Below are 15,607 nucleotides of genomic sequence, written 5' to 3'. Positions count from 1 at the left end.
GCGCAACCCGGCAGGCGGAAACTTTTTGTCATGAATACAGCCGCCCTACGCATTACCCTGGTCAGCGAAACCTTCCCACCCGAAATCAACGGCGTGGCCAACACACTTGGCCGCCTTGGCGAAGGGCTGCGCCAGCGCGGCCATGAGGTCGAGGTAGTACGCCCGCGCCAGGCCGGTGAAGCGCCTGCGCGCAACGACCCGCACCTGATGTTGTGCCGTGGCTGGGCGCTGCCCGGCTACCCGGGGTTGCAGTGGGGTGAGGTGTCAATGCACACGTTGTTGCGTCGCTGGCGGCGGCAGCGACCGGACGTGCTGTACATCGCCACCGAGGGGCCGCTGGGGCTCAGCGCCCTGCGCGCGGCCAGGCGCCTGGGCATCGCGGTGGTCAGCGGCTTTCACACAAACTTCCCGCAGTATTCCGGCCAGTACGGCCTGGGGTTGCTGGCGCGCCTGCTCACCCACTACCTGCGCTGGTTCCATCGGCGCACGGCGATTACCCTGGTGCCCAGCCTCAGCCAGCGCCTGGAGCTTGAACGCCGCGGTTTCGAGCGCCTGGAACTGCTGGCCCGGGGTGTCGATGCCTGCCTGTTCAACCCGGCCCGGCGCAACCAGGCGTTGCGCGAAAGCTGGGGGCTGGGCCCGGAGGATATCGCCGTGTTGCATGTCGGGCGGCTGGCGGTGGAAAAGAACCTTGGCTTGCTGCGGCCTTGCCTTGAGGCACTGCAGACGACTTATCCACAGAAGCGCCTGCGCCTGATCATGGTGGGTGACGGCCCGCAGCGCGCCGCCCTCCAAAAACAGATGTCGGATGCCATGTTCTGCGGCGCCCAGCGCGGCGAGGTGCTGGCCGAGCATTACGCCAGCGGTGACCTGTTCCTGTTCCCGAGCCTGACCGAAACGTTTGGCAATGTGGTGCTCGAAGCCATGGCTTCGGGGTTGGCGGTGGTTGCCTATGACGAGGCGGCGGCTGCGCAGCATATTCGCCATGGCCACAGTGGGGCGCTGGCCATGCCGGGGGACCAGGCGGCGTTTGTCGATGCGGCTTGCTGGCTGCTGGAGGAAGAGGAAACCTTGCGCCGGGTGCGCCTGAATGCGCGGCAGCATGCCAGCCGCCAGGGCTGGCCGGCGATTGTCGAGCAGTTTGAGGGGTATCTCGATGCGGCCCGGAACCAGGCTGCGGCCTCACCCGCTTCGCGGCTGGGTGCTACGCGATCTGTGTAGGAGCGGCCTTGTGCCGCGAATGGGCCGCATAGCGGCCCCAGATCTCGATGTCAAAGCCATCGTGCGGCCGCGTTGCGGCCCATTCGCGGCACAAGGCCGCTCCTACAGGGACCGCGCAAGACTTTCAGGCCAGCGCTTTTTCGATTGCCTGCACCACCGTCGGGTCATCCGGCGCCGTGCGCGGCGAGAAACGGGCCAGCACCCGCCCATCCTTGCCCACCAGAAACTTCTCGAAGTTCCAGCTGATGTCGCCAGGGAACTCAGCCCCCTCGCCTGCCAGCAGGCGGTACAACGAATGACGTTGCGGCCCGTTAACCTCCAGCTTGCCCCCCAGCGGGAAGCTCACGCCATAGTTGAGGCTGCAGAATTCCTGGATTTCCTTTTCGCTGCCCGGCTCCTGCCCGGCAAACTGGTTGCATGGCAGGCCAAGCACGTTGAAGCCCTTGTCCTTGTAAACCTGGTAGAGGTTTTCCAGAGCCTTGTATTGCGGCGTGAGCCCACATTTGGAGGCAACGTTGACCACCAGCACCACTTGGCCCTTGAACGGTGCGAGGGACAGTTCCCCGCCGTTCAGCGCCTCGAGTTTCAGGTCGTGAAATGCACTCATGATGACATCCCCTCTCAGGTTCCCGGTTGCCGCGAGGCGAATTCCGCCCACTAAAAAGGCGCCCGTCCAAACCGTCCACCTCCCGTAGGAAGGCAAATCGGCTTGCCCGAGCGCCTGGCGACTTTCTGAGCTTAGCGCAGAAAATCAGTGGTGATGGCCACCTTCACCGTGGATGTGGCGGTGAGCGATTTCTTCTTCGCTGGCGTCACGCACGTCGACAACCTTGACCTGGAAGGTCAGGCGCTGGCCGGCCAGCGGGTGGTTGCCGTCAACGGTGACGTCGTCGCCGTCCAGGTCACGGATGGTGACGATCTGCATCTGGCCGTCCGGTGCCGAAGCGTGGAACTGCATGCCTACTTCCAGCTCGTCAACGCCTTCGAACAGGCTGCGGTTCAGGGTGCTGACCAGCTCGGCCAGATATTCGCCATAGGCGTCTTCCGGCTCGATGGTAACGTTCAGCTCGTCACCGGCCTGTTTGCCTTCCAGGGCTTTTTCCAGGCCCGGGATGATGTTGCCGGCACCGTGCAGGTAGACCAGCGGCGCGCCACCGGCGGAGCTGTCGATGGTCTCCCCGGCGTCGTTGGTCAGGGTATAGTCGATGGAGACAGCCTTGTTGGCGGCGATCAGCATGGGGCAAGACCTTTTGCAAAAGTATGTAGAGCGGACAAGTGTAACCAAGCCATCGTCCGATTGCGAACGCACTGCGGACGAGCAACGGCCCATCAGTCGGATCACCGGCTTTCACCAGGACGAAGAAGGGCACTGGGTGGCCGAACTGTCCTGCGGCCATACCCAGCATCTGCGCCACCAGCCGCCGTGGCAATCACGCCCTTGGGTGCTGGACCCGGCACAACGCGCGCAGCGCATCGGCCAGCCTTTTGCTTGCGGCTGGTGCGCACAAGGGGCCGATGGCGCTACCCTTGGCCGCTAATTTCTTGCACCGCTTATTTCGAGAAGCACGCATGCAGACATTTTTCATTGCGCCGACCGACTTTGGTGTCGGCCTGACCTCCATCAGCCTGGGCCTGGTGCGCACCCTCGAGCGCGCCGGACTGAAGGTCGGTTTCTTCAAGCCGATCGCCCAGCCCCACCCGGGTGACACCGGCCCCGAGCGCTCTACCGAACTGGTGGCCCGCACCCACGGCATCACCCCCCCGCTGCCACTGAGCCTGGCACAGGTCGAGCGCATGCTCGGCGACGGCCAACTGGACGAGTTGCTCGAAGAAATCATCCGCCTCTACCAGCAAGCCTGCGTCGGCAATGACGTGGTGGTGGTCGAGGGCATGGTGCCCACGCGCCACGCCAGCTATGCGGCGCGGGTCAACCTGCACCTGGCCAAGAGCCTGGATGCCGAGGTGATCCTGGTGTCGGCCCCGGAAAACGAAGTGCTCAGCGAGTTGTCTGGCCGGGTCGAACTGCAGGCCCAGCTGTTCGGCGGCCCACGCGACCCGAAGGTACTCGGGGTAATCCTCAACAAGGTGCGCACCGACGAAAGCATGGCGGATTTCGCCACACGCCTGCGCGAGCACTCGCCCCTTTTGCGCGGCAACGACTTCCGCCTGCTCGGCTGCATCCCCTACCAGCCTGAGCTGAACGCCCCGCGCACCCGCGACGTGGCCGACCTGCTCGGTGCCCAGGTACTCAACGCCGGCGACTACGAGCAGCGGCGCATGAGCAAGATCATCATCTGCGCACGCACCGTGGCCAACACGGTGCCGCTGCTGACCTCGGGTACCTTGGTGGTCACCCCGGGCGATCGCGACGACATCATCCTTGCCGTCAGCCTGGCCGCCATCAATGGCGTACCGCTGGCCGGGCTGCTGCTGACCAGCGACAGCAAGCCCGACGCGCGCATCCTAGGCCTGTGCCGCGGTGCGCTGCAGGCCGGCTTGCCGATCCTGTCGGTCAGCACCGGCTCGTACGACACCGCCAACCAGCTCAATTCGCTGAACCGCGAAATCCCGGTCGACGACCGCGAGCGCGCCGAGTTCATCACCGACTTCGTCGCCAGCCACCTCGACGCGGCCTGGCTGCATCAACGCTGCGGTACCCCGCGCGAGATGCGCCTTTCGCCAGCGGTGTTCCGCTACCAGCTGATCCAGCGGGCGCAGCAGGCCAACAAGCGCATCGTCCTGCCAGAAGGTGCCGAGCCGCTGCTGGTGCAGGCCGCAGCCATCTGCCAGGCGCGCGGCATTGCCCGCTGCGTGCTGCTGGCCAAGCCCGAAGATGTCGAGGCCGTGGCCCGCGCTCAAGGCATTAGCCTGCCGCCTGGCCTGGAAATCCTCGACCCCGAACTGATTCGCGGGCGCTACGTGGAGCCGATGGTTGCGCTGCGCAAGAGCAAGAACCTCAACGCACCGATGGCCGAGCAGCAACTGGAAGACCCGGTGGTGATCGGCACCATGATGCTGGCCCTGGACGAAGTGGACGGCCTGGTATCAGGGCTGGTGCACTCCACCGCCAACACCATCCGCCCGGCCCTGCAGTTGATCAAGACCGCGCCGGGCTCCAGCCTGGTGTCGTCCGTGTTCTTCATGCTGTTCCCCGAGCAGGTGCTGGTGTACGGCGACTGCGTGATGAACCCACACCCGAGCGCTGCCGAACTGGCGGAGATCGCCCGGCAGAGTGCTGAATCGGCGCAGGCCTTCGGCATCGCGCCGCGGGTGGCGATGATCAGTTATTCAAGCGATTCGGTCAGTGATGAAGAAGTCGGGAAAGTGCGCGAAGCGACACGCCTGGCACAGGGTGCCACGCAGGCGCTGGTGATCGATGGGCCGCTGCAGTATGACGCGGCGGCCAACCCGGCGATTGCACGGGAATTGGCGCCGGATAGCCCGGTGGCCGGGCGTGCCACGGTGTTCGTCTTCCCTGACCTGAATACCGGCAATACCACGCACAAAGCGGTGCAGCGCAGTGCCGACGGGGTCAGCCTGGGGCCGATGCTGCAGGGGTTGCGCAAGCCGGTGAACGACTTGCCGCGCGGGGCTCAGGTTGACGATATCGTGCATACCATTGCCCTGACGGCCATTCAGGCCAGCGTGGTGCGCTAAAAGCTGGGGCTGCTTTGCAGCCCATTCGCGGCACAAGGCCGCTCCTACAGGGATCGCGTAATGCCTGTGGGAGCGGCCTTGTGTCGCGATAGGGCCGCAAGGCGGCCCCGGGCATCAATCAGGGATATTGCTGAACCTGGCCTTGTTGCTGGTCATACTGCTGGCCCGGAATCGGCTTCAGGTTCACTTCCACCCGGCGGTTCTGCGCACGGCCATTGGCGTCGGCGTTGCTGGCGATCGGCTGATCCGGGCCCATGCCACGCACCGAAATACGCGAAGCATCCACACCCTGCGAGGTCAGGTAGGTGCTTACCGCCTGCGCACGGCGCTGGGACAGGTCCATGTTGTGCTGGCGGCTGCCGGTGCTGTCGGTGAAACCGACCACTTCGATGGTGTTCTGGTTGAACTGCTTGAACGAGCCTGCGAGGTTGTTCAGCGGCGAGTAGAAGCTTGGGGCGATGTTGGCCGAGTCGGTGGCAAAGGTGATGTTGCCCGGCATGATCAGTTTGATCTGGTCGCCTTGGCGTTGTACTTCAACGCCGGTGTTGGCCATCTGGGCGCGCAGCTCGGCCTCTTGCTTGTCGGCGTAGTAGCCATAACCCGCTGCTGCAGCACCTACCGCGGCGGCGCCGATCAGCGCACCCTTGCCACGGTTGTTGTGGTCGATGGCAGCACCGGCGATGGCGCCAGCCAGCGCGCCCAGGCCGCCGTACTTGGCGGTCTTGCTCATCCCCGTGGAGCCCTGCGCCTGACCCTGGTTGTCATAAGGATTCTGGCCGGCACAGCCAGTCATCAGGGCAGCGGCAGTTGCGACGATAATCAGGCGACGCATGGTGAACATGGACAAGCTCCTACTGAAATTCCTAAATGCGGCAGATCACAAAGGGATCTATGCCAGCCTTGGATTGCATCGGCAATGAAAAATTCAATGAAAGTGCCTTCATGTGCCCTCAGGCACGGACAAAGGGGTTTTCACGCATCTCATCGCCCAGGCGGGTATCGGGCCCGTGGCCGGTCACCACAATGGCCTCTTCGTCCAGCCGGTACAGCCGCTCCTTGATGGAACGCACGATAGCCCGCTGGTCACCGCCCCACAAATCGGTGCGGCCAATGCCACGGCGGAACAAGGTGTCACCGGCGATCAATAGTTTGGCATCGGCGAACCAGAAGCTCATCGAACCCGGGGTGTGGCCAGGCGTATGCAATGCCACGCCACAGCCACAGGCCAATTCTTCATCATCGCCCAGCCAGCGATCGGGTGCCGGTACCGGCGTGTAGGGAACGCCGAACATCTGGCACTGCATCTCCAGGTTGTCCCACAGTACCTGGTCGTCCTTGTGCAGGTGCAGCGTGGCGCCGGTCAGCTCCTTGAGCTTGCCCGAGGCAAGAAAATGATCGAAGTGCGCGTGGGTATGGATGATGCTCACCAGCTTCAGGCCGTGGGCCTGCAGGCGCGCGAGGATCTTCTCCGGGTCACCGCCCGGGTCGACGACGATGGCTTTCTTGGTCAGCGGGTCGCCGATCAGCGTGCAGTTGCATTGCAGGGGGCCTACGGGGAAGGTTTCACGGATGAGGGCAGGTGGGGTTTGGGTCATCATGAGCTCGAAAGCAAAGCCTGGGGTCTTTCAGGAGCCTGACAGGAAAATGGGGTGGGCGCACGCGGATCATGGCTTGGGAGGTGTGGCGCCTGTGAAATCGAGCGCCGCGCGGGCGGCGCTCGATCTCATGGACGTCACATATCTTAAGGCAGGAACAACCTGAACAACCCGCCCCCAAGCGCGCCGCCATTGGAGATCTCGATCCGCCCGCGCACCCCGCCGCTTTCATGCAGTGCCGCGATCCGCGCCGCAAAGTACAGGCCAAGGCCGGTGCTGCCGCTGGTCGAGTCGATGCCCTGGATGTACTCCTCCTGGCGCTCGAGCATGTGCTTTGGATAACCCGGACCGTCATCGTTCACGCAGATGGCTAGCTGGTTGTCGGCCTCTTCGATGGTGATCAGCAAGGCGTGCCCGGCAAAGCGGGTGGCGTTGGTGATGACGTTGGCAATCACCGAGGCCACCAGTTCGCGGTCGAAGAAGCCCAGCGGGTTGTCGGTGTCGATGCGCCAGGTGGCGAGAATGTCGTTGTGCTTGAGCACTTCCTGATGCGCCGCCAGCTGGGCTTCGATGAAATCATCCAGCTCGTGGTAGTCCGGGCACACCGGCAACTGGTTGACACCCAGTTTGTATAGCCCAAGCAGTTGCACCAGCATGCCGTTGAGGTGGCGAAACTCGTGCTCCATGATCCCTTGTTCGGCACCACCGCGCAGCTCTTCGGGCAAGCGCTCCACCCACTGGTTGTGGGACTGGATCAGCGCTGACAACGAGCTTTTGAGGTCGTGCACGGTGGAGGCGATCACCGTGGAAAAATCCAGCCCCTGATTGTCTTGATTCATGCGCCGAACACTCGGATGTGCAGTTTGCGGTAACGGTCATAGCGATTGTCGCTGGCAGGGATACCGGCCACGCTGGTCAAGGCGTCCTGGCATTCCTGCATGATCGCGGGCTGAGGGTTTTCACCACCAATGCGCAGCAGCGCCTGGGCGGTGTTAAGGGCGATGCTGATGTTCTTCGGCTGCATACCCAGCGCCTTGCGGAACATCTGCAACGCCTCGCCAAGTTGCCCTCCCTGGTAACTGCGCACACCCTGGCGATTGAGGGTGACCGCTTCGGTGATGGCGTTGAGCACGCTGGGGTCGTCCGTCAGCTTGCCCACTTTCTCCATGACCTTGGGGTCATCGCCATAACTTTCCACACAGCTCTTCAGCACGCCGAGGGCGGCGGCTTCCTGCCCCATTGCCTGCAACTGGGCGGCAACGGTCAGGGCCGAATCGACCGAGAAGAACTGGTTCATCTTGTCCAGGCGCTGGATCGCCTGTTCGGTCAGCTTGCCGGCTGTTTCCGGGTCGCCCGCCTGTTGCAGGCTGGCGGCCTTCATCATCCGCGCACGTACCTGCAAGCCCTGGTCCTCGGGGTTTTCCTTGGCGACCTCGCTGAGCGTGGTGTTGATTTCGACCCGGGTACGGGCGTCCAGGCCGAAGCCTGCGTTCTTGCTCATCAGCGCCTGCACCAGGCCAAGGTTGTTTTCAGCATCCTTGTAGCGCGAGCTCTGCCCCTGGTTCACCGCATGGCGGAACGCCTTCGACGCGCTCTCGAAGTCTTCGTTTTCCAGCGCCAGCTTGCCCAGCGTCGACTGCCGACGTACCGACAGTGGCGACAGCCGCACGGCTTCTTCAAGCAGGTTTTGCGCGCGCCGGGTATGGCCCTGGGCCACCAACACCTCGGCCATGCCGTCGTACAGGCCGGGCATGATCGGGAACGCCTTGAGCGCCTGCTCGTACACACCCTGGGCCTGGGCATTCTGGCCACGCTTGTGCATCAGGGCGCCCAGCGCGGCGTACACCCAAGGCTGCGGGCGGCTGGCCAGAATGGCCTTGAGAAACTTTTCCAGTTCCTCGAAGCGGTTGAGGTTACGCAGGGCATCGGCCCGATAACGCAGGCACAGCGGTGCCAGGCGCGGGTCTTTCTTGCACAGCTCGGCACAGGCGGCCAGCACTTCGGCCGGGCGATTGCGGTCCAGCGCCTGCAAAATCGGCTTGAGCAGCGTCTTGCGCTGGAACAGTTTTTCGACGCGCTGGGCCAGGCCAACGCGGTTGAACGGTTTGGTCAGGTAGGCATCGGGCTCGTGCTCGATGGCGCTGAGGACAATGGCCTGGCTGCTTTCGGCCGTGACCATGATGAACACGCACTCATGGCTGATGTGCTTGTCGATGATCAGGTCTTCAAGCACCTGCTGGCCGTTCTTCTTGCCGTCGCCCAGGTGGAAGTCCTGCAGGATGAAGTCATAGCGCTTCTGCGCGCACATGCGCAGCGCCTGCTCGCCGCTGTCGGCGGTGTCCACGTCGCGCACGCCCAACTCGCGCAGCATTGAACGGGTCGACGTGCGAAAGTCAGTAAAGTCGTCGACGATCAGAAAGCTTTTTTGCCCGTACTGCAGCATCAACACGACCTGCCTTGGAATGATTGAAAAATCGCGCGAAGCGATGCCACCGATCGCTGTATCGGCAGCCGGTCGGGAAAGATGAGGGTAGAGCATTGCCGGCTACAATCCATGGCCGCTGGCCATCACTTTAGCGGGCAATGACCTGCAGGGCCAGTATCACGCCAGCACCCCCAGGGCTTTGGCCTTGGCAACCGCCTGGGTACGCCGCTCAACGCCCAGCTTGCTGTTGATGTGGCTGGCGTGGGTCTTCACGGTGTGCAGGGAAATGAACAGCCGCTCGCTGATCTGCTGGTTGGAACAGCCCTGGGCAATCAGTTCGAGCACGGCCAGTTCGCGGCCGCTCAGGGCTTCGCCGGTGCCGGTGGTGGCGCTTCGCTGCTGCGGCAGGCGCTTGAGCAATTCTGCCTGAACCGGGCATGACGAACCTGCCTGCAATTGCTCAGAAAGCCAGTGCGGGTGCTTTTCCAGCAGCGGCTGGAACGGTTGCAGCACGCCGCCATGAGCGGATGCCAGCAGGCTTGGCAGCAACTGCGCGGCCTGCCCTTCCCGGCCTTCGTCCAGCAGCAGGGAGAGCCATTGGCACAGGGCGCTGACGGTGAGCAGCATGCCGCCACTGGCCTGGCCGCGCTCGACCAGGCTTGCCAGGCGTTGTAAGGCGTCGTCACCGCGTAACTGGATGCGCTCGAGCAGCGCCTGCTGCAACGCAATGTGCAACGGCAGCAGCGGGTGGAACTCCGGTGCGGCTGCCGGCTGCTCGCCGCCGTAGGTCTGGCCCAGGCGCAGCAGCCAGGACTCGGCCAGGTCGGTACGCCCCTGGGCCAGCCACAGTTCGCATTTGATCAGGGTAATCATGGCCAGGTAGTAGACCGGGGGCACGTCCCAGATATGCATCAGGCGCTCGGCCTCGGCCAATTCGGCAAAAGCCTCTGAAAAGTGCCCTTCCCTGCCATCGAGCGTAGCAATCACGCAATGGCCGATAAGCACACTGATATCCCGGCAGGCCCGCGCCTCGCCCAGCCCCGCGCGCAACCGCGCACGGCCCTGGGCCGGCTGCAGGCGCGAGACCAGCAGGTAACCTTCGTAAAGCGTCAGGCGCGCGCGCACGGCATACAGCCGCTGCGCCGAAAGCCCTTGCAGGCGCTGAAGCCCTTGGCGCACTTCGTCCAGTGCGTGCAACACCTCGCCACGGGCATGCAGCACCCGCGCACGGTCATAATGGGCCAGCGCCTCGAACAACGGGTTGCCAACCCGCTGGGCCAGCTCCAGGGCTTCGCGGTTCCAGCCTCGGGCCCGCCAGAAGTCGCCATCGGCAATGGCCAGGTTGGACAACGTCGACAAACACACCAGGCGTTGGCCATAGCGCTTGCACGGCAAGCTCTGCAGCGCTTCGCCGCAATAGGCCAAGGTGCGTTCGCGGTCGCCACGGCCGCGGGCAATGACCCCACTCAGCGCCAGCCACTGGGCCAGCATCGACTTTTGCGCGGTGGCCGAAGGCGCGGGCAGAAAGCGGCTGAGGTAGCCGGCCAGTTCCTCGGCGGCGTCCAGCTGGCAAGCCAGGCCCAACGCCCAGCTGTACAGCACGATCAACCGGGGCGTGCTGATCAGCAGGCTGTCGGGCAGGTCCATCTTCCAGCGCAGCAACATGCCGACGTTCTGTTCAGCCAGCAGTTGCTCCTCGGACAGGCTCTGCACCAGGTCGGCAGCGACATCGAGGTGGCCGGCACGCAGCGCCTGCTCTACCGCCTCGTCCAGCAGGCCCTGCTTTTCAAACCAGCGACAGGCACGCAGTTGCAGACCGGCCAGTGGCTCGCTGGCCTGCCGGCTGCGCAGCAGGTCGGAGAACAGGTGATGGTAGCGGAACCAGTGGCCATGCTCGTCCAGCGGCACCAAAAATACTTGGTGCGCCTGCAGGAAGCGCAGCACTGCGGCGCTGTCCTGGCGGCCACGCAAGGCATCGCACAATGGGGCGCAGAAGCGCTCCTGGCAGGCCGTGTCGTACAGGAACGCCTGTACGTCGGTGGGCAGCATGTCGATGACTTCTTCAAGCAGGTAGTCGCGGATCAAGCCTTCGCCGCCATGTAAGGCCTGGGGCAAGGCTTGCTCGTCCGCCGACTCGCTGGCTGCCAGTTGCCAGAAACGCAAACCGGCCACCCAACCGTCGCTGCGCTGGATCAGGTTGTCGAGTGCCTGGCCGCGCAGGGCCGTTGGCTGCCGGCCGATCACCGCCAGCGACTCTTCGTCGGTGAGGCGCAAATCCTGTTCGTTCAGTTCGACAAGCTGGCGCGACAGCCGCAAACGCGCCAGGTGCCAGTCCGGGCGCTGGCGGCTGGTAACCAGCAACACCAGGCCGGCGGGCAGGTGGTTGAGGAAGAATTGCAGGCAACGGTCGAGTACCGGCCCCTGGGCCAGGTGATAGTCGTCGAGTACCAGCAGCAAAGGGGTATCGGTTTGCAGGTACAGCGCCAGCTCGTCGAGCAGGCCGTCGATCCACTCTTCGAAGGCAAATGGCTGGTGGCGCTGGCGCATTTTCAGCAAGCCCATGGCCTGCCCGCCCAGTGCCGGGCAGTACTGCTGCAGGCCTTCGAGCAGGCGTTCAAGAAAGCGGCCTGGGTCGGCATCACGCTGGCTCAGGCCCAGCCACAGGCTACGCCAATGCTCGGGCAGCGCTTCGCAAAATTCGATGGCCAGGGAGCTTTTGCCGAAACCCGCCGGGGCGTTGACCAGCAGCAACCGGCCACCCAGCCCGGCGTGCAAGCGCTGACACAGGCGCAGGCGCGGCACATGGCCGTCCGGCAGCGGCGGCCGGAAGAAACGCCCGTCCAGCAGGCCCAAGGCCTGGCTGGCAAATCCATGTGTACGGGACAAATCTGTCATGGCCGGCTCGTTCTGGGTGGAGGACTACGGCGATATGGATGCTTGCGAGACTAGCCGGTAACGCAGCGCATTTGAAGATGATGGGCGCAATTGCCCCGGAAAAGACTGCGACAAAAAGCAACATGGCTGATGGACAGGGGGCTGGGGCGAGGGTTTGCGTAGGTATTCAGCAGATTTATGGCCCGTTTCCACAGGGATTGCACAGCTTTCAACGCCAGTGCAGTACCTGTAGGAGCAGCCTTGTGCTGCGAAGAGGCCGGTAAGGCTAAAGAAAATCTTTGGCTGCAATGGCCTCTTCGCAGCACAAGGCTGCTCCTACAGGGCCTGTGTTTGACTGGAAATTATCGCCGGAGCAGGAAACAGAAACGCCCCGGACAGGCCGGGGCGTTCTGGGGATCACACGGAGTGAAGGGGTTTCAGGTCAACGAACACCTTGTTGGCGCAGTGCAGCGGGCTGGAAGTCAGCTTTGGTGGCAGTGAAGCCGAAGTCGTACGCGCGCTTCTCTTCGTTTTTCATGCCCAGGGCCAGGTAACGACCCGACTGCAGGTCGTAGATGGTTTCCAGGGTGTACCACGGCACCTCATTGTTGTAGTACGGCTGGGAATGGGCTTCGGACACGCGCCACAGCTGGCCACGGCCGTCGTACTGGTCGATCACTGCGGCCTGCCAGGTGTCCTCATCGATGTAGAAGTCCCGCTTGGCGTAGATGTGCCGCTGGCCCGGCTTCAGGGTTGCGACCACGTGCCAGACGCGGCGCAGCTCGTAACGGGAAAGGTCCTGATTGATGTGCCCGGCCTTGATGATGTCGGCGTACTTCAGCTTGGGGTCATCCAGCTTGAAGGCGTTGGAGGCGATGTACAGCTCCTTCTTGCCTTCCAGCTTCCAGTCGTAGCGGTCTGGCGCACCGTTGAACATGTCCAGGTTGTCCGAGGTACGCAGGCCGTCGGCGGCGGTACCCGGGCCGTCGTACGACACTTGCGGCGCCTGGCGCACGCGACGCTGGCCGGCGTTGTAGATCCACGCCTTGCGCGGCTCCTTCACTTGGTCGAGGGTTTCGTGTACCAGCAGTACAGTCCCGGCCAGGCGCGCTGGCGCGGTCACTTCCTGCTTGAAGTAGAACAGGATGTTGCCTGGGTTGTTCGGGTCGTAATCCTTCATCCTGTCGCGGAAGACGAACTGGTCGGAGAAGTAAACCGGGCTGAAAGAGCCGTTCTGCTGTGGCGTGGCCTGGATCACCAGGCGGCTGACACTGCCCCCCCGGTAACGGGTGATGTGGTTCCAGATCACTTCCAGGCCGCTTTTCGGGATCGGGAACGGCACCGCCGTGTTGAAGTTGTTCAAACCGTTGCCGCCTTCCGTCAGCGTGGTCTGGGTGGCGTTTTTCTTGATGGCGGCGAACACGTCCGCAGGTACCGTGGAGCCGCGATGGGTTTTGAATACAGGGATCTTGAAGGTGTCCGGGTAGCGCTTGAGCATGGCCATCTGGCCCGGCGAAAGCTTGTCCTTGTACTGCTCGGCGTTTTGCGCAGTGATGGTGAACAGCGGCTTTTCACTGCCATACGGGTCGGCCAGGAAACCCTTGCCGTCAACGCTGCCCGCACTCTTCGACAGCGGCTCCCAAGGGCCGATCGAGCCATCGGCGTTGCCGGCCTTTTCCGCGCCCATCGGGGTCAGGGTACTGCCCAACTTGGCCGCCTCGTCGGCGGATACCGCAGCCATGACGCTGGTCGCCAGCAGGGACAGGCCCAGTACACCGGCTTGCAGCAGACTTCTGGTCTTGTTCATGTCGTGTCGTCCTGGATCTGTATGCTTAGAAGTTCACGCCGAAGCTGAGCGCGACGAAGTCACGGTCATCCACGGTGCTGTACTTGCCATCGAAGAAGTTGGTGTACGACAGGCTGGCCGTGTAGGTGTTCTGGTACTCGGCGTCCAGGCCCAGGCTGACTGCCTTGCGGCCTTCTTCAAAGTTGGCACCAGGCCCGGGCGAGTAGCCGGAAACGTCATGCGACCAGGCCACACTGGGCTTGAGGTTCACCCCGGCGAAGACGTCGTTGTAGTCCCAGATGACCCGTGCGCGGTAACCCCAGGAAGTGCTGGTGGTGTAGCCATCGTTCTCGCATTTGCGATTCAGGTTGGTGGTGGATGCCCCGGCGCCGGCGCCGGCGATGGTGCTGGCATTGAGTGCCTGGCAGGTGTCCGCGCCGCCGGTGGCAGGCAGCGGGCCAGGCCCGAAGACCGGGTCACGGCCATAGCGGGTCTCGCGGGCGTTTTCCAGGCCGCCAACGTGGGTGACCCCCACCTCGCCCACCACGGTCATGCGGCTGGCGCCCATTACCTGGTCGAAGAAGTGCGTCAGGGTGGTCTGGAACTGGGTGATTTCCTTGCGACGGTAGCCGTGCAGGTCTTGGCCGGGGGTACCGGAGAGCAGCGACGCGTTGGTGAGCGCGCCACCAATCGGACGCACGCCCGCGAACAGGATATCGGTGGTATTCAGCTGCACGGGGGCATTGGGGCGATAGCTGACTTCACCGCTCCAGGCCGTACCCGTAGGCAGCGTAGTGGAGAAGCTCAGGCCGTACAGGCGAATGTCCTCGGGGTACTCGACGAAGTACTCGGAGTTGCCAGCCACAATCAGCGGTGCCAGCGCCCGCAACTGGGCAGGCAGCGCGCTCAGGCCGGCGAACACCGATGGTGGAGCGCCCGTGGCGCTGAAGATCGGCGCGCGGCTGTGATAGTTCATGAAGTAGGCACCGAATTCGGTGTCCAGCGGGTCGAACATATAGCGCAGTGCCACGCCGAACTGGCCGCTGTCGCGGGCATCACGGTCGGCGCCGCGGCGCACCATCACGCCTTCCTCGTTGATGTTCACGCCCCGGGTGGCGAGGAACTGCTGGGCAGCACCTGGCACCGTGCGGCTGCTGTTGAGCACACGCAGGTTGTCGGTACAGCCGTCGGCAATGATGTCCGGCTGCGAGAAGAACGTGCCGCAGTTATCAACAACCGTCTGGTCCCACTCGATCTGGTAGAAGGCCTCGGCCGACAGGTTGTCGGTAAGGCTTTGCGAGATATAGAACATGTTGACCGGGATCAGGCCTTCCTTGATCTCGGCCCCCGGGCGGCGGAACGCCGACACGTCGATGGGGTTGATCGAGTTGATGCCGCCGCCGATGAAGGTACTCTCACCCCAGCTCACCACCTGCTTGCCCAGGCGCACCGAGCCCGGCTGATCGCCGATGGAATAGTTGTGGTAGACAAAGGCGTCGAGCAACTGGGCGCCGGACGACTTGGCGCCCTCCTTGCGGCCGGAGTCGCTGATGTCCTTGAACTCGCGGCCTTCGTCCTTCAGTTCGAAGTCGTACCAGTACTTGCCGCGCACGAACACGCCGGTGTCGCCGTACTTGAGCTCCAGGTCGTGAATGCCCTTGAAGATCTTGGAGAAGGTTTCGCCCTTCTTGAAGTTCAGGTGGCCGTCGTCGGATGTCTGCGACAGGCCCTTGCCGCCGTTGTTCACCCCGATCAGGTTCTTGTTGGGGTTGGCCGTCGACCAGCTGGCGCCGATGGAGAGCGACGAGTCGAACTGGCCTTCGATTTCACCAATGTTGAAACTGACAGCGAAAGCAGGACTTGCGAGCGTGGAAGCAAGGCTGACGGCCAGGGGCAACTTGGCCCGGCGCCAGAACAGGTTTGCAGATTTCATCGACGCTACTCCATGTACTTTATTGTTATGGCAGTGAGTCCTTTCAAGAACGGCCCGAGCGACCGGTTTGCAGGTTTGCACCTGCGGCGACACGGCTTGCGCGTGTCGCCCTCCCC

The 15,607-nt window shown here is 63.5% G+C and carries 12 protein-coding genes; 3 read left to right on the top strand and 9 right to left on the bottom strand.

Features of this window, described 5'->3' with window-relative positions; all coding sequences use genetic code 11:
• The first annotated feature begins 30 nt into the window (after positions 1-30).
• Complete coding sequence (locus ABI582_RS27430; RefSeq protein ID WP_442120846.1) at positions 31-1,221, top strand: glycosyltransferase family 4 protein; 1,191 nt, start codon at positions 31-33, stop codon at positions 1,219-1,221.
• Positions 1,222-1,345: 124 nt separating this feature from the next.
• Here ABI582_RS27430 and ABI582_RS27425 read toward each other — a convergent pair whose 3' ends face one another.
• Both ABI582_RS27425 and ABI582_RS27420 read right to left on the bottom strand, forming a co-directional pair.
• Positions 1,346-1,828, bottom strand: a complete 483-nt coding sequence (locus ABI582_RS27425) for a glutathione peroxidase (RefSeq protein WP_338746091.1) — start codon at positions 1,826-1,828, stop codon at positions 1,346-1,348.
• 144 nt (positions 1,829-1,972) lie between these two features.
• Positions 1,973-2,458, bottom strand: coding sequence for an FKBP-type peptidyl-prolyl cis-trans isomerase (locus ABI582_RS27420; RefSeq protein ID WP_016484906.1), 486 nt, complete (start codon positions 2,456-2,458; stop codon positions 1,973-1,975).
• Between ABI582_RS27420 and ABI582_RS27415 the strand changes: the two genes are divergently transcribed.
• Positions 2,457-2,759 (top strand): DUF3565 domain-containing protein, encoded by a 303-nt coding sequence (locus ABI582_RS27415; protein ID WP_338746090.1) that lies wholly within the window; start codon positions 2,457-2,459, stop codon positions 2,757-2,759. The two genes, ABI582_RS27420 and ABI582_RS27415, sit on opposite strands and share 2 nt — an antisense overlap.
• A 31-nt stretch (positions 2,760-2,790) precedes the next feature.
• A complete protein-coding gene (gene pta, locus ABI582_RS27410; protein ID WP_442120845.1) occupies positions 2,791-4,878 on the top strand; it encodes a phosphate acetyltransferase in 2,088 nt (695 codons plus the stop codon).
• Positions 4,879-4,996: 118 nt separating this feature from the next.
• Here the strand turns inward: pta and ABI582_RS27405 are convergent, their stop codons facing one another.
• The 7 genes from ABI582_RS27405 to ABI582_RS27375 form a co-directional block, all read right to left on the bottom strand.
• Positions 4,997-5,719, bottom strand: a complete 723-nt coding sequence (locus ABI582_RS27405) for an OmpA family protein (RefSeq protein WP_016501466.1) — start codon at positions 5,717-5,719, stop codon at positions 4,997-4,999.
• Between the two features lie 109 nt (positions 5,720-5,828).
• Positions 5,829-6,473, bottom strand: a complete 645-nt coding sequence (locus ABI582_RS27400; RefSeq protein ID WP_442120844.1) for an MBL fold metallo-hydrolase — start codon at positions 6,471-6,473, stop codon at positions 5,829-5,831.
• Between the two features lie 146 nt (positions 6,474-6,619).
• Positions 6,620-7,312: a sensor histidine kinase gene (locus tag ABI582_RS27395; RefSeq protein WP_338746087.1), complete on the bottom strand. Its 693-nt coding sequence runs from the start codon at positions 7,310-7,312 to the stop codon at positions 6,620-6,622.
• Positions 7,309-8,916, bottom strand: coding sequence for a response regulator (locus ABI582_RS27390; RefSeq protein ID WP_442120843.1), 1,608 nt, complete (start codon positions 8,914-8,916; stop codon positions 7,309-7,311). The genes ABI582_RS27395 and ABI582_RS27390 overlap by 4 nt, the downstream gene beginning before the upstream one ends.
• Positions 8,917-9,075: 159 nt before the next feature.
• The gene (locus tag ABI582_RS27385; protein ID WP_442120842.1) at positions 9,076-11,793 is read right to left on the bottom strand and encodes a LuxR C-terminal-related transcriptional regulator; all 2,718 of its coding nucleotides are present in this window, start codon (positions 11,791-11,793) and stop codon (positions 9,076-9,078) included.
• Positions 11,794-12,214: 421 nt separating this feature from the next.
• On the bottom strand, positions 12,215-13,579 hold the full coding sequence (locus ABI582_RS27380) for a DUF1329 domain-containing protein (RefSeq protein WP_442120841.1): 1,365 nt from the start codon (positions 13,577-13,579) through the stop codon (positions 12,215-12,217).
• Positions 13,580-13,604: 25 nt separating this feature from the next.
• The gene (locus ABI582_RS27375; protein ID WP_258655233.1) at positions 13,605-15,491 is read right to left on the bottom strand and encodes a DUF1302 domain-containing protein; all 1,887 of its coding nucleotides are present in this window, start codon (positions 15,489-15,491) and stop codon (positions 13,605-13,607) included.
• Positions 15,492-15,607 lie beyond the last annotated feature (116 nt).

This window comes from Pseudomonas sp. SAS7, from assembly GCF_052112345.1.
Classification (GTDB): Bacteria; Pseudomonadota; Gammaproteobacteria; order Pseudomonadales; family Pseudomonadaceae; genus Aquipseudomonas; species Aquipseudomonas putida_Q.
This window is presented reverse-complemented; position numbering and strand designations above follow the sequence as displayed.

Bases quoted from the DNA above. Each gene is read 5' to 3' on its own strand.
- ABI582_RS27375 (WP_258655233.1), bottom strand. From the start codon at position 15,491: ATGAAATCTGCAAACCTGTTCTGGCGCCGGGCCAAGTTGCCCCTGGCC.
- ABI582_RS27380 (WP_442120841.1), bottom strand. From the start codon at position 13,579: ATGAACAAGACCAGAAGTCTGCTGCAAGCCGGTGTACTGGGCCTGTCC.
- ABI582_RS27395 (WP_338746087.1), bottom strand. From the start codon at position 7,312: ATGAATCAAGACAATCAGGGGCTGGATTTTTCCACGGTGATCGCCTCC.
- ABI582_RS27405 (WP_016501466.1), bottom strand. From the start codon at position 5,719: ATGTTCACCATGCGTCGCCTGATTATCGTCGCAACTGCCGCTGCCCTG.
- ABI582_RS27390 (WP_442120843.1), bottom strand. From the start codon at position 8,916: ATGCTGCAGTACGGGCAAAAAAGCTTTCTGATCGTCGACGACTTTACT.
- ABI582_RS27420 (WP_016484906.1), bottom strand. From the start codon at position 2,458: ATGCTGATCGCCGCCAACAAGGCTGTCTCCATCGACTATACCCTGACC.
- ABI582_RS27400 (WP_442120844.1), bottom strand. From the start codon at position 6,473: ATGACCCAAACCCCACCTGCCCTCATCCGTGAAACCTTCCCCGTAGGC.
- pta (WP_442120845.1), top strand. From the start codon at position 2,791: ATGCAGACATTTTTCATTGCGCCGACCGACTTTGGTGTCGGCCTGACC.
- ABI582_RS27430 (WP_442120846.1), top strand. From the start codon at position 31: ATGAATACAGCCGCCCTACGCATTACCCTGGTCAGCGAAACCTTCCCA.
- ABI582_RS27415 (WP_338746090.1), top strand. From the start codon at position 2,457: ATGGGGCAAGACCTTTTGCAAAAGTATGTAGAGCGGACAAGTGTAACC.
- ABI582_RS27425 (WP_338746091.1), bottom strand. From the start codon at position 1,828: ATGAGTGCATTTCACGACCTGAAACTCGAGGCGCTGAACGGCGGGGAA.
- ABI582_RS27385 (WP_442120842.1), bottom strand. From the start codon at position 11,793: ATGACAGATTTGTCCCGTACACATGGATTTGCCAGCCAGGCCTTGGGC.